Genomic DNA, 19,219 nt, shown 5'->3' with positions numbered 1-19,219 from the left:
AGACTCTTACAGCAATCATAATGAGTTTTCGAAATTAACTTAAAATTGGATGTCACAGTTGGTATGAGTGAATCTGAAGGGGATTTAATCCTCCTCGCTGCGCAACCTATTTATCGTTATGACATGTCACTGTTTGGATCAGAGTTACTTTATCGTGACCCCGATTCAAAGTCGGCACTCGAAGTGGGTGAAGTATTTGCAACCAGTGAGGTAGTGTTGAATCTTTGTTCCAGTGTCTCCACGCAAATGGAGAAATTGAATCGCCCGGTTTTTATCAACATTTCCAAAGACTTTCTGCTATCAGAAACCTTTCTTCCATTGAATCCTGATCTGGTGTTTATTGAACTGGTTGAGCGTATTGAAGTGGATGCAGCGGTGGTGCGGTCGGTAAAGGCATGGAAGCGCAAAGGTTTTCATTTTGCATTGGATGATTTTGAATTTGATGAAAGTTGGCAGCCGCTGCTTGAACTGGCCGAGGTTATTAAGATTGATATCATGGAACAGGACGTTGAACAGGTTCGCGCGCTTAAGCAACAGTACAGTTATCTGGATACCAAATGGCTGGCTGAGAAAGTGGAAAATGATGAAGAGTTTCAGACCTACAAAGCAATGGGTTTTGAATATTTTCAAGGCTATTTTCTGGCCAGACCGAAACTGATCCATGGGAAAAAGATTCGTCCGGAACAGGGCAATCTGGTTCAGGTATTGAAAATACTGAATGATGAATCAGCAGATATTGACTCTATTACTGACGTGGTCAGTCGCAGCCCAAAACTGAGCATGCAGTTGCTTAGAATAATCAACAGCTCTTTATATTCCCTGAATAAACAAGTGAACAGCCTGCAGGAGGCGATTGTTTATCTGGGGCTGGAAACCTTAAAGTACTGGGCCATCCTGTTTTCATTTATGTCCGCCAGTGACAGTCCCGTAGAAGTCTTCAGACTGGCAATGACCAGAGCCAAGACCTGTGAGTTTTATTGCGCTTCGCTGAATCTATCTAAAGCAACCGCAGGAAAAGCATTTTTGATCGGACTGCTGAGTGCAACAGATATTCTACTGGGTATAAAAACCAGGGAATTCATCAACATGATAGACCTCTCGGAAGAGATGAGCAGCGCTTTGACTCGAATGGAAGGCGATCTGGGCAAAGTGCTGAAACATGTTTTGATCACAGAACAACAAGTCTTAAAAGGTGAGGATTTCAAGTCAAACATGCGACTGACCGTCGCATTCAATCAGGCATTTTTATGGACTGAAGAGGTTATTCGGGAAATGGAACGTCTATAAATATCCCGCAAAGATATCGTGCGAAATAATTGTCCGCTCCAGCGAATCACCGGCGCGGACAAAAAAGAGATCAGGCGATTGGAGAGCTGGTCAGAGAATTCTGAATGCGCGTTACGATGCCGGTTAATACCTTGCCAGGACCCAGTTCGCTCCAGCTGTCCACTTTTGGCAGCACATATTCCATTGACTGCAGCCACAATACCGGACTGTAAACCTGTTTGACCAGGATATCAGCAACATCATCACCTGGCTTATAGGGTTGGCCGGTAAGATTGGCGACAACTTTTATCCGTGGTGATGACAACCGGTAGCGGGACAAAAATGCCGCCAGCTGTTCAGCAGTACTTTTCATATAATGAGTATGAAAACAGGCGCTGACTTTCAGTGGAATAACATGTTTGGCACCGGCAGCACACAAACTGTCCTGAAGTTTTTGGGCATCCTGACAATAACCCGCAATCACTGTCTGGGAATGATCGTTATAGTTGGCAATGGTCAATTGATCGAATGATAGTTGATTCAATTGATCAATAATGTCTTCCGGCGGAAGACCGACGACAGCAAACATACTGCCGCCGGAAACTTCCGACATCAAACGTCCGCGTTCAGCCACAATCTCCAGACCACTCATGAAATCAAAACATCCTGCCGCGAACAATGCCACGTATTCACCGAGGCTGTGACCAGCCAGATATTCGGGCACAACACCGGTTTCCTGTACATGGTGCAAATAACTGAGTGCGCTCACAAGATAGAGCAGGGGTTGAGTAACTTCGGTACGCGCCAGATCGCTGGCGCTGGCTGTCAGGCATTTATCTTTGACATCATACCCCAGACAATCAGATGCATTTTTGATCAGGTGAGGATAACGATCAAACAACTCCTTTCCCATACCAGGAGCCTGACTTCCCTGGCCAGGAAATAAACATAGATCTGTCATTGATAAGTACCTCTTATTTTTTGACTACAGAATTTTTTCAAGTCCATTTACGAAGATGTTTTCGTGATTACTGTAGTTATAAAAAATACCGACACGATCAGAAGAAGGGTCATTAAAAAGACTCATGACACCCAGGTAAAAACCGGAATAGTCACATTCGCTGATCACCAGGGAGAGATCGGCGACGTTGATAGCCGATGACGCACTGACTGTACCGTGGTACTGACAACCCGATTCATCATTTCCTGTAATGTTGCCACTGTCGTCAATGCTCCAGGTATAGTCCGGACTTGGATTATGCGGATTGGCATACCAGATTCCGGCATAATCACCCTGTGTTGCAGCGGCATCAGAACTCTTCACCAGATCAAGCTTTTGTATGGTGCTTTCTTTGTCCATCACTTCGATCGTAACAGCAGCATCCGAAAACTCTCCACTGATCAGCAGTTTGGCTTGCGGATTGATCTTCAACGGATCTTCGGAACCATAGTTGCTGGAGGGGAGTGAATAAAGGATGTCGCCATCAAATGCTGACAGTCCGGCCATATTCAAACCGGCCGTTGTTGAAATCCTGGTTTCGCCGGCTTCAGTGACAAACATGGCAACTTCTGAGTATCCGCCTGATTCCTGATCATAGGCTACACCATACCATACTCCCGGTGCCTTGCTGCTGATCTGACAACCTGAAAGCACGATGACGGCAGATAAGGGGACGGCAGTTTTGATGAGTTTCACGATCATAATTCCTTGATACCTATGTTAGTTTCAAATTTTATCATGTAGCAATACCTGAATTACCAGATGGTCAATTTTCAAGTTGACAAGTCAGTGGGACAAATAAGATTCCTGTATCAAATAACAGACAAATCAATTTTCAATGCACGAAAGCGAAGAAAATTCTCACAGTCAAACAGGTGGTCTATTCAGATAGGCGCATAGTCATACATTTTTTTTTAAGGTTAGCAAGGTTAAATATTTTTTTTTAAGGAAATCAATGAAGCCATTAATAGCCTTTTTGGGTTAAATCAAGCCATTTCAGGCAGTTACTTATTTTTTAGTAAAGTAGATAAATTTTCGATCATACTAAAGAATGAGATATATAAGTCGTGACCTGTCAGAGACATTCCGTTACCGTTTGCCATGCTTTAAGTTTGCATGGGATATTAACCATCTCTTAATATATTCAATGATCAGTTTTATGGAATTGTGTTGCTTTAGTGTTAGTAATATGTGATTCGAATGAAGTGACGGCTGATTCAGAAATACCATCAAAAAAATAACAAACAATTAAAAAACTATGGCGTTTTTGTAATGTCGGTGTGGTTTTAACTTGTTTGTAATATAGTGCGTATTAATGTGCGTTTAGATGGTCGTGAGGAGTTAAATAAAATGCAGGTTAGTCTGCATTTTAAGTTTATTGAGTTGATGGGTGAGTGATCGATTAGTCATTTATGCAAGGTACTAAATTAGAAAAACAGCGGGAAAAAAAGGAATTAAAGTCATAGGAATTTTTTGAAAATTACGATAGTTTCACGCCATATCTAACGACTTTGCTGTCATGGTGATCAGGTCGCTCGTAGTCGCCAGGATTTAATGTTTTAATGTGTCACGTTTTTCTGATGGTTTTCAGTGTGCTGATAACTGAGGCGTAAAAATGAGCTGTTTCGGTGAAGCAAATTTTTGTACTTCAAAGAAACACGCAGATTTGAATCGTGTGAAACTGGATCTGATTTTCACAACTGTTACATGGAAAAGGGATTGCCAATAGTTATTGATCGGTCTGGATCGGATTTAAAAAAACCAGTCGTCTATTTTCCTGAATGTTTCTCAAATGGGTGCTATGCAGTCTCGATAATCGTATAGGCACCTCCTTCGCTCAAATGTCTTTTGAGGTCAGTCGACCTGTACAAACATACTTGCTGTTCTGCTTATGAATCTCTTGGCAGATATCAATGTGAACAATGATATGGAGATTTTAGGGTCTAATCATGATGAAATTATCCGACACCGAAATTCTGCTTTCTCAGAACATGGTTGACGCATTTGCCAGATTCAGCAGGGATGTTAACCCTTTGCATCTGGATGAAAGCTATGCCCGAAAAACCCCATTTTCCACACCCATCTGTTACGGTGGCCTGGCTGCCATGGCGATGCTGGCCAAAGTGGAAGGTATTGAACATCTGAAGCTCACATCCCTGAAGGCAGAGTTTCTATCTGCCGTTCGTATTGGTTGTAATTACACTCTTCGTTGTCAGGCCCTCAGCGATGACAAATCCCGCATTCAATTGTTTGATGCTGACTCTTTGTTATTGGAATGTCAGCTAAATTATGTCGGACATATACAACATCACATTCGGGAGAGCGCATCCGATAACGAGTACGGTACAGATGTAGAAGACGTTCCTGTGTTGGTCAATGCAGAACAGATTAATACTGGCGATGAGTTCAATATCGACTATCAGCCACGCTGGACCGTACTTTCGGAATTATGTGAACAGTTGAAGATGCCAATGACGGTGGCATTGACCAATGTGGCCGCTGTGATGGCATTCTCCAGTTATTGGATAGGTATGAGACTGCCTGGACAACAGGCTTTATTCAGTGGATTCAATGCGACTTTTACCGAGTCATTCCTGAAATGCCCGATAGAATGCCTGACCGGTAGCAGTCGGGTCGTTAGTCTGGAGAGAGAGTTTGATCTGATCAACCAGGAAATCATGCTCTCTCATGATGGTGTCAGATTTGTCAATGCCGAGCTGAGAGCATTGTTTCGTCCGGTCAGCAGTTTGCCTGATTTTTCCCGTTTGACGGCGGCTGCTGAATTTGGATCTGCCTTGGCAGGAAAGAATATCCTGATAACCGGTGCCAGTCGTGGACTGGGTGCCTGCCTTACCTCGGCCTGCCTGCTTGCAGGGGCCACAGTTTACGGTGTTTACCACAAAAGTGTTGCCGGGATGCAACAATTGGCAGCTGTCTTGCCAGAGTCTGTTCGTCATCGATTGGTGCCGGTGCAAGGGGATTGCAGTCATCCACAAACCTATTCCGATTTAACAGGTGAACTGGCTGCCAATCAACAAAACATCGATTATGTGTTTTTTTCCGCCACTCCAGCATTGCACAGCATGGATCTGAACCGTGGTAATCAGACTGCATTTTCTGAATATCTCGATCGTTCGTTTCAAATGCTATTGACACCCCTGACCGAGCTGGCTTCTTTTTTTTCGGAACAGGCAAAACTCATCTTTATTTCAACCGTTGCAGTGGAGCATCCCGTCGCAGCGTGGCCTCACTACGTGGCCGCCAAAAGTGGAATGGAAAGCCTGATTGCGAGTCTGGTACTAAAACCCAACGCGCGACAATGGTATGTCGTTCGACTGCCGCAGATGCGTACCGATCTGGTGTATGCAATGGGTAATCAGCAACGCTTGTTAGCACCAGAACAGGCTGCCCTGAGCGTACTGACGGCGCTGCAGACTATCGAACCTGAAGCAGGGTGTTATGCCCTGATCGACCGATTCGAACAGTCAGCAGTAGCTCATATCGGGAATTTGCCGCCGACATCGACCCTGCCGGAATCCGGTGTGATGACTATCGCTTCATCGTTCACGCTTGATCCCATCGCAGAGGCAATGGATATCTGGTTAACCAATACCCGTCTGAACGATGCCTGTCAGCGTTCTCTGCAATTGCATCTGGCACCTTATGGCCAGGTGGTGCAGACTTGTCTGGCACCTGACAGTCCGTTTTATCGCCAGACTTCGATTGCCAATGTGTTGTTGCTACGGCTGGAAGATGCCGTGCATTATCGTGATGACGATGAGTCAGACAACAATGATATTTCCAGTGCACTGACACAAGCCGTTGATCAGTATGTCGGGCAGTGTTGTGAGGCCATCAGTCAGTATCATGGACATGCTCCGTTATTTGTCTGGTTGTGTCGTGATTCTGCCAGCTGGGAACAAATGCCAGGATATGCGTCGTTCAGACAGCGCTTCAGTGAACGTCTGACACAGACCTGCCACGGGCTGGCTTCGGTCTATTTTCGTATCATGGATCATAACAGTCCGCCTCCCGATGATGAGCTGCGTAATGAAATGGCTCACATTCCTTATCTTGATCACCATTATGCTGATATATCCCGAGCCATTATCCGGCAATTGTGCGCCGTCAGATTCAGTCCGAAAAAAGTAATCGTGTGTGATTGCGACAATACTTTGTGGTCCGGGGTGGTTGGTGAAGATGGTGTTGACGGCATTATCCTGGATGCCGGACATCTGGCGTTACAGGCCCGGTTGGTATCCATGGTGGAGCAGGGTTTTCTGGTGTGTCTGTGCAGTAAGAACAACTCCGAAGACGTTGAAGCGGTTTTCGCCGGTCGTAAGGACATGGTGTTGCAGCGCAGACACATTACTGGCGAGCGCGTCAACTGGCAGCCTAAATCAGACAACATCCGCAGTCTGGCGACAGAATTGAATCTTGGTCTCGACAGCTTCGTATTTCTGGATGACAACCCGGTCGAAATTCTGGAAGTAGAGCAAAATCTGGAAGGTGTTTTATGTGTCCGCATTCCTGCCTCAGATCAAATTATTGATCTGCTCGACAGGTTCTGGTTTGCTGATCGTCTGACCGTTACTGAGGAAGACCGCCGCCGTACGGAAATGTATCAGGGACAGGTGCAGCGGCAACAGATCAAATCCACCAAAAGTTCATTGCTGGAATATATTCAGGCATTGGACATAGAGCTGGATATACAGCCGCTGACATTGGCGGCTGTACCGAGAGTTTCGCAGCTCAGTAATAAAACCAATCAATTCAATCTGACCACGTTACGGCTCGATGAAAGTGCCGTACGTGATTATTGTGATGATGCCAACAAAGCCTGCTGGACGGTGCAGGTCAGGGATAAATTCGGCGATTATGGCCTGGTTGGCGCTCTGTTCGCCCATCGGGCTGATAGCACTCTTTATCTGGATAACCTGTTGTTGAGTTGTCGGGTACTGGGTCGTGGGGTTGAATACTCCCTGTTGAAGTATTTGGGCGAATCCGATGTATTGCCTGCGTCCAACGTGATGATCCGCTACCGGCCATCGGCCAAAAATGTGCCGGCATTGGAGTTCTTGCAGCGGCTGTTTCCCCAGGCAGGATTTACCGCGCAGCAAGACGGTGATTTTGAACTGACACGCGATGCACTGCGAATGGTGCAGATGCAGGATGTCACGGCGGATGATGAATCGTCTGCACCGGTTTCGAAAAATCCGCTTGTGTCCACTACCTCCGTGCTGGCAGAAAACCGTTTCTATCAATGGCTGTTAACAGCCACGCCGGGGCAGTTGTCGTCAGTCTCAAGCCACACCCTTGAAACATCAGATTCACCCATGAAGCCAGCAGCTGTTACCAGCACCGTGCCGACGCCTGCGGCCGATATTTGGCCAAGACTGAAAACGGTGATTGAAGACACCGTTGTAAATCTCGATGGTCCGGTCAACGAAAACACCCCATTTGACAGGCTGTCTCTGAGTTCGCTGATGATGGTGAACCTGACGGTCGCGCTGAGCCGGGAGTTTGCTTGCAAGTTCTCCAGTACGTATCTGTTCGGGCTGAAAACATTGACTGACTTACTGACAAAGATCCGCCGGGATCTTGCTGATCAGCACGCTGATACGGGTGTGACTATAGCCGCAACTGTCACACCCGAGCCTTTGATACCGCAGCCGACATCCCGACCTGTCGTGGCTTCAAAAAATACCGTCGCACCTGATGATCGGGTGGCCATCATCGGGATCGCCGGTCGTTATCCCGGTGCAGCCAATGTCGATCAGTTATGGCAGTTACTGCTTGAAGGTCGTTGTTGTATTGGTGATATTCCTGAACAGCGCTGGGACCATCGCGAACTCTACGTGCCTGAACAAACCGGTTCTGGTCAGAGCTACAGTAATTCTGCCGGAATGATTGACGATGTGGACAAGTTTGATACTACATTGTTCAACATCTCCCCAAAAGATGCCCGTCTGATGGATCCCCAGCAGCGCTGGTTTCTGACCATTGCCTATGAGTGCCTTTTGTCTGCCGGTTACAATCGCGAAACGATTGCCAGAGATACCGGGGTATTCGCAGGTGCCATGGCCAAAGATTATCAGAGCCTGTGTGCGGGTCTGGTGGCTGAAGGAAAGGTTCCGTTTCCGTATGCTGATCTGTATCAGATCGCCAATCGGGTGTCCTATTTTATGGACCTGTCCGGCCCCAGTATCACCATCGATACCGCCTGTTCCAGTTCTGGTGTGGCATTGCACATGGCCTGTGAGGCTATTCGCAAGGGAGAATGTTCCCAGGCGCTGGCCGGCGGTGTGAACCTGATTCTGCATCCTCAGCGTCATATTCAATATTCCCAGATGCAAATGCTGTCAAAGGATGGATTATGTCGCAGTTTTTCCGATCAGGCCTCCGGCATGGTGATGGGGGAGGGAGTCGGGTGTGTCCTGCTCAAACCTCTTGCTCAAGCGCTGCTGGATGGTGATCAGGTATACGCAACACTTTTATCCAGCCATGTTAATTCCGGCGGTCGTACCAGCGGTTTTACCGTGCCGAATCCGCTGGCACAGGCAGAGCTGATTCGTTCTGCATTGAACAAAACTGCCATCGATAAAGACAGCATCAGTTATATCGAAGCCCATGGTACCGGAACACCACTAGGGGACCCCATTGAGGTGGAAGGTATCGCCAGTGCCCTGAACCGCGAGCAAAGCACGGCCGCGCCCTGTTTTGTCGGCAGTATCAAATCCAATATCGGGCATCTGGAACCGGCTGCTGCCATTGCCGGGCTAACCAAAGTGGTGTTGCAATTCCAACACAAAATGTTAGTGCCATCACTTCATGCTGAGACACTCAATCATCGTATTGAGTTCGATCAGTACCGAATCGACGTACCTCGTACCTTGACGCCGTGGACATCCGATAAACATCCTCGGCGCGCCGGAGTCAGTTCCTTTGGCGCCGGCGGTGTGAATGCGCACATTGTTCTGGAGGAATATGAGACCGATCAGCAGCTGTCGAGGCTTGAGGCTACAGGTCCGTCAGAACAGCTCATTATTCCATTGTCGGCACAAAGTGAAGCTGCCCTGACAACCATGATCCGGGAGTTGCATGAGCACTTGTTACGGTATGAGAATGACCTTTCATTGCCCGCCATTGCCTATACCCTGCAAACCGGCCGAGATGAGTTCAGATATCGCGCCGCGTTCATGGCCGCATCGGTTACACAGTTGGTATCACAATTGTCTGCCTGGGTAGACATGAAAAATCATGACAACCAATGTGTCTGTGCGGATATCAAGGACTATCAGAATGTTGCCGATATTTTCAGCGACTGCGATATCCTCGTACAGCAGTGGTTGAGTCAGGGCAATATCCGAAAAATCGCTGACATCTGGGTTAAGGGTGCTAGCCTGAATTGGCACCGGGGATGGCGGATACATGAGCAACCACACGGGGCTCCCGTCCGCATTCGGTTACCGGGCTATCCGTTCATGGGAACGCGACAGTGGGTGGAAGGTGCCCGTTGGCAGAGCAGCAGACCTCCCCAGCATCCGGAAGTGGCCAATGATGCCATACCGCTGTCGGTGTCTGATTATTTTGTCGCCGATCATGTGGTTGACCACCAATGCATTCTGCCGGGCGTCAGCTATCTGGCGGCACTAGAGTCACGGTTACGCCATGAAGTCCAGCCTGGTCGCTCATTCGCATTGAAACAAATGCTGTGGATGCGGCCATTGAGCTTTTCTGTCCAGGCTCAGCAAACACTGCATATTTCTGCATTGGAAAACGGATACGTGCTAACGGATAGTGCGGCAACGGTTTACGCCAGATGTCGGCTTGACGATAGCGTCAGTGCCACGCCGGCGTCGATTAATCCCGAAAACCTGATGCATACATTCGCTTCAGCGCTCGATCATGATCAATGCTATCAGCGTTTGATCCAACAGGGTTTTCACTACGGGCCAGGACTGCAATGTGTCGAATGGATTCGATACAACGACCATCAGGTGTTGGGATATCTGACCCGTCGATCGGCAACCGGAACAGAACCATGGGCGCTGTGTTCCGCTCTGTTGGATGCCGGTTTGCAGACCACTATTATTTTTAATCAGGCAGCACAAACATTACTGCCATTTGCCTGTGATCGAGTGGTCTTCTGTGAAACCCGGTGGCCGGACTCGGTCTATAGCCTGGCCACTATTCAGCAGGCGGGTAATGAGCGCATGACCTGCGACATCGGTTTTTACGATGAGCAGGGACGGGCGTTGTTAATGCTACAGGGCTTAACGCTGTTGGCCGGCAAATCTGCGCAATCGCAGGGTGCTGATTTTTACGGCCCGGTCTGGCAGGCAGTAGCGTGTCAGACTGATGCTGATCCGGTCACCAGCGACACTGATGTATTGATACTGACCGACGAAGGTAAGCTGCCAGTAGAGCTACCGGCATCTTTGTCCGGTGCCACGGTTCAGGTTTTGTCATCATCAGATATCAACCGTCTGACGGAACGCCAGTTGCAACATTCACAGCGACTGGTCATCGATCTGATATCGGCTGGTCAATCATTCGAGAATCATCTGCCGCTACTCGATATCTATCGGCAGTTTCCGGTCAATACCCGCTATCTTGTGGTCTGGGAAGATCGCAATGAGGTTACTCAAAATGCCCTCGGTGAATCCTATGCCGGATTGTCCCGGGCGCTGATGCATGAAACCGATCAATTTCAGTTGCAGACATTGCGACTGCAACACCTCGCGGATTTTCCCAAGGTGCTGACTGAGCTGCTGTCTGCTCCTGGAGCTATTAGTTTCCGTTATTCGGATAACCAGCTTGAATGTCTGCGCTGGCAGGCGCTGGCTCCAGTACCGTCTCCAGTGCCTTCTGGCACGGCCGTGGGGTTTGAATCCGGTGGAGTCTACTGGCTCACCGGCAGCGGTGGTGTTGCCCGTGCTCTGGCCGGCCAGTTGCAACAGCGTTATCAGGCAACGGTCATTCTCAGTGGTCGACGGGAAGCTGCATTGGTACAGGCTGAGCCGTTACCGGAAAACGTGTTGTACATGCAGGGTGATATTAATGTCTGGAGTGATTGTCAGGCGATCCGGCAACAGATCCTGGATCGTTTTGGCAAGCTTGACGGCATTATCCATACCGCCGGAACTGTGCATGATGAACGTTTGATGCAACAGCGTGCGGATGACTTTACTGCAGTCTTGCAAGCCAAGATCAACGGCGCCCGCCATCTCAGTCAGTTTACCCGGCAACCTTCTGATCCCTGGCTGATTCTGTGTTCATCCATTGCCGCTGTCGTCGGCAATATCGGCCAGACCAGTTATGCCATGGCCAATGCCTGGCTCGATGCCATGGCCCGGCATTCGGTTAACAAGCGAATTATGTCAATTAACTGGCCATTGTGGCGTGATACCGGTATGGCCGCCGGTGCCGCTCATCTGGTTGATCATAATCAGCGCCTCGGTTTTGGGTACCTGCAGGCTGATGATGGTCTGAACATTCTGGAGCAGGCGATTCAGCATGCAGGTATTGACGGTCAGGTCGTCTATCTGCCGGGAGACGAACAGAAAATTCAACAGGCCATGAATGCATCTTTGGCACCGTTTTGGAAAGCCGTTTCAGGTCAGCCTGTTGCCTCCGCGCAGACCGAGGTGTTGGATCAGGCCGATGTCGCACAGCAATTACTGCAACGACTGTTTGATCATACCAACGAGTTGCTGGAGTTGCCTGAAGGGGTATTGGAGGCGGATGAAGATCTCTCCAGTTATGGATTTGATTCCATTTCCCTGTCTGATTTCGCCGATCGTTTGAACGCCGAATTTGATCTGGGTATCAGCCCGGTGCTGTTCTTTGATCACCCGACCCTGAGCGGTCTGGCCAGCGCCCTGTTGGAGCGTTTTGGTGAGCAGATCAGTCGCTGTCTGGCAGTTCCGCAATCACAAGCTCAAACGCTCACTACGATAACCGAATCAGTGCGCCGGCCGGAGTTTTCAGAGGCGGTCAGTCAGACGCTGGTTCCGACAGAGAATCCTCCATTGGCATCCACTTCGTCGGAATCACACTCCGTCACTGAAACTGTCAGCGAAGCAGCAACAGCGATGACATCTACATCTGCCAGCCGTGATGACATCGCTGTGATCGGCCTGTCGTGTCGGTTCCCTGGCGCGGATAGCCCGGAACAGTTCTGGCAAAATATTTGTGACGGCCGGGATCTGGTTAGCGCGGTACCGGAAGCACGCTTCGCCAGCGGACATAAACAGCACTATGCCGGTCTGGTGGAGGAGCTGGAACATTTCGATCCCGAATTTTTCAAAATAACCGGGCGCGAAGCGATACTGATGGACCCGCAGCATCGCTTGCTCATGGAGCTGTCATGGCAGGCCATCGAACACGCCGGTTATCACCCTAAAAATCTGTCTCACAGCCGAACCGGAGTGTTCATCGGCATTACCTTGCACGATCATTTACAGCGTCTGTATCAGAGCGGCCAGCCTCCGGTATCCCATCTGGCAACCGGCAATGTACATTGTCTGGCCGCCAATCGTATTTCTTATCTGTTTAATTTCAATGGCCCGAGCGAAGCCGTCGACACTGCCTGTTCAAGTTCTCTGGTGGCCCTGAACCGGGCGGTCAAAGCCATGCGTGACGGCGAGTGTGATACAGCTCTGGTCGGCGGTGCCAATGCACTGCTCAGCGATGTGATGTTTAATGCATTCAGCGAAGCCGGCATGCTCTCCAAGACCGGCAAATGTCATACTTTCTCGGCTCATGCCGATGGTTATGTCAGAGGTGAGGGCGGCGGCATGGTGCTGCTCAAACCCTTGTCGCAGGCCATTGCCGCCAATGATCATATTCACGCCATTATCAAAGGCACTGCGGTCAATCATGGTGGGCATGGTCAATCGCTGACCGCTCCCAGCGCCAGTGCTCAGGCGAGAGTGATACGACAGGCGCTGGAAGATGCCCGCGTGAGTCCGTCTGCCATCGGATATATCGAGGCCCACGGCACCGGTACCCAGTTGGGCGATCCTATTGAGCTGGAGGGATTGCGGCAGGTATATGGTGGCGCTCCGATGCAACCACCGGCCTATATCGGCACCGTCAAAACCAATATCGGTCACCTCGAATCCGCTGCCGGTATGGCAGGGTTGATTAAAGTTATCATGGCGCTCAAAGCGCAGTGGCTGCCGAAGTCACTGCATGGTCAGCCGGTTAACAAACTGGTTAATCCGGCGGAACAGCCGTTTACATTTCTGCCTGATGGAACCGCCTGGCAAGCCCGGGTCGATGAACAACAGCATCCATTGCCATTGCGGGCCGGGGTCAGTTCGTTCGGGTTTGGTGGCGTCAATGCCCATGTCATTGTGGAACAGGCTGCCGCGCCTACAGTCATCACAGAAACGCCAGTTGGTAACCAGCTGGTGCTGGTATCGGCAGTGACCGAGACATTGCTGCGGGCCCAACTGACTGAGCTGCAGGCTCTGATTCCAACCCTGAAAGACGCCGATTTGCCGGCATTGGCGCTGACATCACGACATGGCCGCGGTGGTTATCGTTATCGGGCTGCCTATGTCGTCAGCAGTCTGGCACAACTGAGTGATGCTATTGGCCGGACCCTTGCGGCTGATTCCTTAGGCTCTGGCGAATCGCACATTGCCCGGCACGATGATGCGAGTGTCGATCTCAAAACTCTGGTACAGATGGCTGACTGGCAGCTACTGGCTGCCCGTTGGCAGGCCGGAGAAAACATTCATTGGCCGGACATTGAAGAGCCCGGTGCTTATCGGAAGATGCCGTTTCCGCTGACCCGTTTTAATCGCCGTCCCTGTACCATTAGTCAGTTACAGCCGGCAGTCGCCGGTATTGTGAATCCAACACCGCTTCAAGGTGACATTCGTTTCTTTGCGCCGGTCTGGCAACCTCAGACACTGACGGCATCGGTATCGAATTCCCGTAAAACCGTATTACTGCTGGTCCCGGAAACGGAAGTACTGGCCTGGAGCACGCGCATGGATGATCGCGTGGCTCACGACTGGTACGTCATCCGATTTGCCGGACTGATGCCACGTCTGAGCAAACGGGAACTCGAAATTGACGTGTGGGCAGAGCAGGCCTTTGACGATCTGCTGGCCATGTGTGCCGAACGCCATCTTCAGCCCGACTGGATTGTCGATGTCTGCGACTTTGGTCCGGACAGCGATTCTCAGTGGCAGGCCCGGATCCGTTTCCTGCAACTGTGTGTGCGGGCCTGGAGTCGTAGCGGGCTGGCGCTGTTTCAGATATCAGACCGTCAATCCAGCCGGACCCGACAGTGGTTTACTGCTTTGTATGCCGGTCTGGCGGCGGAGTATCGGCAGATATCGTGTCGATCCGTTGTGTTTGATCAGGCGCCGCCGTTTACAGAACTGGAACCGCTGCTGGAAAGGGAGTTGCAAGGGGGTGACAGCCGTCCGGTTTCCATATGCGACGGTCAGCGTCAGATTCTCAGTTATCAATTGTGTAATCTGCCTCAGGCCGGACAAATAAGAGGCCTTGATAGTGAGGCTGCTTATCTGGTAACTGGTGGACTTGGCGGCCTGGGATTACAGGCGGCCACATTGCTGCGGCAGTTGGGGGCGAAGCATTTGATATTGCTGGGACGCCGGCAACCCGATGAAACCCGCAGCCAACAATTACAAATGCTGTCGAACGGTTCGGCCCAGATCGAATACTTCCACGATCTCTCCACGCTGGCGGAACGGTTGCAGCAACAGCCGGTCAGAATTGCCGGCGTGATTCACTGTGCCGGTATCGATACCCAGGGTGAACTGGCATTCGTGAATAAGCCAGTCTCTGCATTTACTGATTGTCTGGCGCCCAAGGTGGTGCTGGCAGAGCAGTTGGTCAGTCGGTTAACGCCTCATCTTGATCCAGCTGCGCTAACATTCTTCATTGCCTTTTCATCGGTATCAACCGTGGTTCCCGCATTGACCGCTGGTCGCAGTGATTATGGTCCGGCCAATGCCGCGCTGGATCAATGGGTTGCAACTATGGCCGGTCAATATCCACAGTCGGGATTTGTATCTGTGCAATGGCCCAGTCATCAACAGGGGGGTATGCCGGTTGTTGTGTCCGATGTGTATCGTGATACCGGGCTGGCCAATCTCACCCGTGAGCAGAGTGATGACATTTTGAAGATCCTGATCACACTGGCCTTGCAGGGCCGGTTGTCACATTCCACTTTGTTGCCCCACGTCGGTGATGGTTCGCCGGTATTATTCAGCAAGGACGTATTCGAACCCGCTATCAAAGTGCCAGGCGAAATACCGCGACCGGACAGTAAGGGCCATCATGAGGCCGCTGCCAGAACGCTTATTCTGACTCGTCTTACCGCTTTGTTTGCACGGCAACTGCTGGTGGATGAAAGTGCTCTACAGGCCGGTGTGCCATTTGATGAATTGGGCATCGATTCGATTCTGATTGCCGATCTGGTACGTGCCATTGAGTCGGAGTTTGACTGCATTTTGCCGCCATCGGCCATTCTTGAGTATCCGAGTCTGGGGCAATTGACTGAGTATTTGGGCGAACTGGTGGAGATCGATATGCCAGATACTCCGGCTGAGCCGCAAGTTTCAAGCACTTCTCAGACCTCTGCCCGAACCATTGCCGCCACTGCAACGACCAGGGTTCCCGGAGCAGATAATGGTGAGGATAAAGTCGCCGTCATCGGTATGGCCTGCCGGTTTCCCGGCGCGGAGTCCGTGACCCGTTTCTGGCACAACCTGGAGCAGGGGATTTGCAGTGTCACCGAAGTACCAGAACAACGTTTCGACATGGGGCGCATTTATGCCCCGGTCCAGCAGCCGGGTAAATCCATCAGCAAGTGGGGTGGCTTTATCGATGGCGTGGATTTGTTTGATCCGGAGTATTTTTCCATCCCGCAGGAGCAGGCGGCGTACATCGATCCGCTGACTCGGCTGAGTCTGATGGTCGCTACCGAAGCCATCGCTGATGCCGGCTATACCCGCGAGGATATCTGGGGTCGTCGTTGTGGTGTCTACATGGGCGGGAATCGTGGTCATTATGGCCTGAATCATGTCGATCAGGCCGCAACGGCAACGGGGTTGAACCAGAATTTCATCGCCGCCCATCTGGCCCATATCTTCAATCTGACCGGACCGTGTTACGTCATGGATGCAGCCTGTGCGTCTTCCTTGTTGAGTGTTCATTCGGCGGTCCGGGATCTGTTGCACGGTGATGTCGATCTGGCGCTCGCCGGTGGGGTGGAAGTCCTGCTGGATGAGACGCCTTACCTGAAACTGAGCGCCGCCGGGGCGTTGTCTCCTGATGGTTTGTGTCAGACATTTTCGCGCCATGCCAACGGATTCGTGCCGGGCGAGGGAGCTGGTACGGTGGTACTGAAACGGTTGTCTCAGGCACAGCAGGACGGTGATTCGATTTACGCCGTGATCGAAGCCTCAGAGGTCAATAACGACGGCCATACCATGGGTCTGACAACCCCCAACATCGAGGCCCAGAAAGCCTTGTTGGAACGTGTATATGGTCATCGCAACGATGTTTCCGGGCATCTGCGTTATATCGAGGCGCACGGTACCGGCACCATGATCGGTGATCCGATTGAACTCAAGGCCATGGCGTCGGTCTTTGCCGGGCTGAATATTCCAACGGCACAGGTGGCTGTCGGCAGCGTGAAATCCAATCTGGGTCATCTGATGGGCGCGGCCGGAATCGCCAGCTTTATTAAAACCGCCCTGATCGTCAAACACCGCCGGATTCCACCAACGCTGCATTGCGATGAACCTAACCCCAGGTTCAATTTCTCCACCTCGCCGCTGGTTCCGGCCAATATCGCGTCTGACCTGCGCGGCAGTGGGCAGCCCTTGCTGGCGGGCATCAGTGCTTTTGGGTTTGGTGGTACCAATTGTCACATTTGTCTCAGTAATGACTACGTGGCTGCTGCGGCAACGCGTAAACCGCAGCCGGCACCGCAGTTCAATCTGCGTTCTTTCTGGCTGAAGGGCAAAAACGCGCCAGTCGTCGGGCGCACGGAAAACACTGGCGAAACGGCCAGCAAAATCACTCAGGCAAACACAATTCTGGAACTGGAATGGTTGTGAAATCCAGACATGCACAATACAGATATGGGAACACAAATGTTTAAAGATCACTTCCACCAGGAACTGCAGGCAACATTGACGGCCGAAGATTATCCGGTAGCACATCATCTCGTTCATGGTGTACGACTGCTGCCAGGGGTTTTTCTCATCGATTTGATCTACCGGGCGATGACTCAGTTCGGTATGGAATGCCGTGATGTGTTGCTGAAAAAGATTACCTTCCGGGAGCCGGTTTCATTAGGGCTGGATGATGCTCCGGACAGCAGTACCCGTCGTATCATTCTGATTTTTGATGGCAGCGCGGAAAGTATCAGTGTGCAGGTCATCAGCCATGCTGCGCAGCAAAGCCGTGATCAGGCCCGTCAGCACCTCAAGGCTGATATCGTCCCCGCACACGGCAAAATGCTGTTTCATCCGCAATTGCCGGATGGCGTGCCGATGACCATGGACGCTGATGAAGTGTATCGCTTCGCCCGTCAGGTGGAGATTGTGCACCATGAGTTTATGAAACCCCAGGGGCGCATCTGCCATCTCGATCATGGCACCTTTGCGAGTGTTGAACTCGGGGAGCTGGCTAAAGCTTCCATGCATAATTTCCTGTTACAGCCGGTGTTCATGGATTTTGCCACCCTGGTGCCGTTCAGTCCGGATGTCGAGCGTTATACCCAGGCCTATATTCCCATTTACATCGAGCGAATCCAGGTCGCCAAGCCATTGCAGGATAAATGCCGTGTGTATGCGCCGCTGAGTCAGCGTGGCCCGGAATCCGATGACATTCTTTATCATGATATCTTTTTGTACGACGAACACGGCGATATTGCCCTGATCTTTGAACGCTTTGGTGCCAAGCGTATTCGTAATCGCGATCTGATTCATGCTCTGTTGCCCATGGCAGATGACCAAAGTGCCAGGAGCCCGACAACTGGCAAAAATACTGCGACGACTGCTGTCAGTCCGTCCAACGCAGAGCCCCAGCCATCTCTGCCGGCTGAGAGTGCCGATGTGCAGTTGCAGCAGCTGATTCTGCAGATCCTGGGCGAAAAACTGGGCAAACCGGGTGAGTCGGTCGATCAGCAAAAATCCTTTTATGAAAGTGGGTTAAGTTCCGTTGATCTGCTCGATTTTGTCACCCAGCTGGAGCAGCGGCTGGATCTGGAGCTGTATCCAACTTTGCTGTTTGAACACACTTCGGTGGCTCAGCTGCATGAATATCTGTTACCACAGGTACAGAACTCTGCCATATTCACGACTCATCATTCAGCGCCTGCGGTTACCGAAAAACCGGACGTTTCTGATACGTCTGATGCTGCCAATGCTTTCAATACTCAACCGGCGGTTGCCGGGACAATAGCATCAGTGCCACAGCTCGATCAGGTCATCGCCATGGTTGGTATTGCCGGTCGATTTGCCCAGTCCGGTGATCTGCCTGAGTTCTGGCAGCACTTGCTGCAAGGGCATGATCTTGTCACCGATATTCCTGCTGACCGCTGGTCGCAGTCAGGGTTTTACAGTGCGACCGGTGAGAGTGGAAAAAGTAACAGCCGCTGGGGGAGTTTTATTCAAGGGGTTGATGAATTCGATCCACTGTTTTTTGCTATCTCGCCCCTCGACGCCGAACGCATGGATCCACAGGAGCGCCTGTTCATGCAGACGGCCTGGCATGCCCTGGAAGATGCCTCGATGGCACCGGGCAGTGTCAATCATGTCCGCGATACCGGAGTGTTCTGCGGTGTCATGTGGAGTGATTATCAGTTATTCGGGCATGAGGCGCTGCTTGACCGGCATCCGGCACTGGCATCTTCATGGTTCTCATCGATCCCCAACCGGGTGTCCTATT

5 protein-coding genes (1 of these 5 cut by a window edge) are annotated in these 19,219 nt (G+C 50.9%); 3 read left to right on the top strand and 2 right to left on the bottom strand.

Going from position 1 to position 19,219, the window contains the following annotated elements:
* Positions 1–63 precede the first annotated feature (63 nt).
* Positions 64–1,287 (top strand): EAL and HDOD domain-containing protein, encoded by a 1,224-nt coding sequence (locus YC6258_RS16735; protein ID WP_052830363.1) that lies wholly within the window; start codon positions 64–66, stop codon positions 1,285–1,287.
* A 70-nt stretch (positions 1,288–1,357) separates the two neighbouring features.
* On the opposite strand, the gene fabD is transcribed toward YC6258_RS16735, so the two are convergent.
* Both fabD and YC6258_RS16725 read right to left on the bottom strand, forming a co-directional pair.
* Entirely contained in the window at positions 1,358–2,227 is an 870-nt protein-coding gene (gene fabD / locus YC6258_RS16730) for an ACP S-malonyltransferase (RefSeq protein ID WP_044617967.1), read from the bottom strand.
* A 24-nt stretch (positions 2,228–2,251) separates the two neighbouring features.
* Positions 2,252–2,962: a hypothetical protein gene (locus YC6258_RS16725; protein ID WP_044620136.1), complete on the bottom strand. Its 711-nt coding sequence runs from the start codon at positions 2,960–2,962 to the stop codon at positions 2,252–2,254.
* A gap of 1,253 nt (positions 2,963–4,215) precedes the next feature.
* Between YC6258_RS16725 and YC6258_RS16720 the strand changes: the two genes are divergently transcribed.
* Positions 4,216–17,382 carry an SDR family NAD(P)-dependent oxidoreductase gene (locus tag YC6258_RS16720; RefSeq protein ID WP_211264552.1) on the top strand — a complete coding sequence of 4,389 codons (13,167 nt, stop codon included), beginning with the start codon at positions 4,216–4,218 and terminating at the stop codon, positions 17,380–17,382.
* A gap of 36 nt (positions 17,383–17,418) precedes the next feature.
* Positions 17,419–19,219: the beginning of an SDR family NAD(P)-dependent oxidoreductase gene (locus YC6258_RS16715; protein ID WP_044620134.1), read on the top strand. The gene runs 12,770 nt beyond the window's last position; 1,801 of the gene's 14,571 nt are visible here — the first part of the coding sequence; the start codon lies at positions 17,419–17,421; its stop codon lies beyond the right edge, outside the window.

This window comes from Gynuella sunshinyii YC6258 (genome assembly GCF_000940805.1).
Taxonomy (GTDB): Bacteria; Pseudomonadota; Gammaproteobacteria; order Pseudomonadales; family Natronospirillaceae; genus Gynuella; species Gynuella sunshinyii.
Note: the sequence above shows the minus strand (reverse complement) of the source record. Positions and strands in the feature narration are given on the sequence as shown.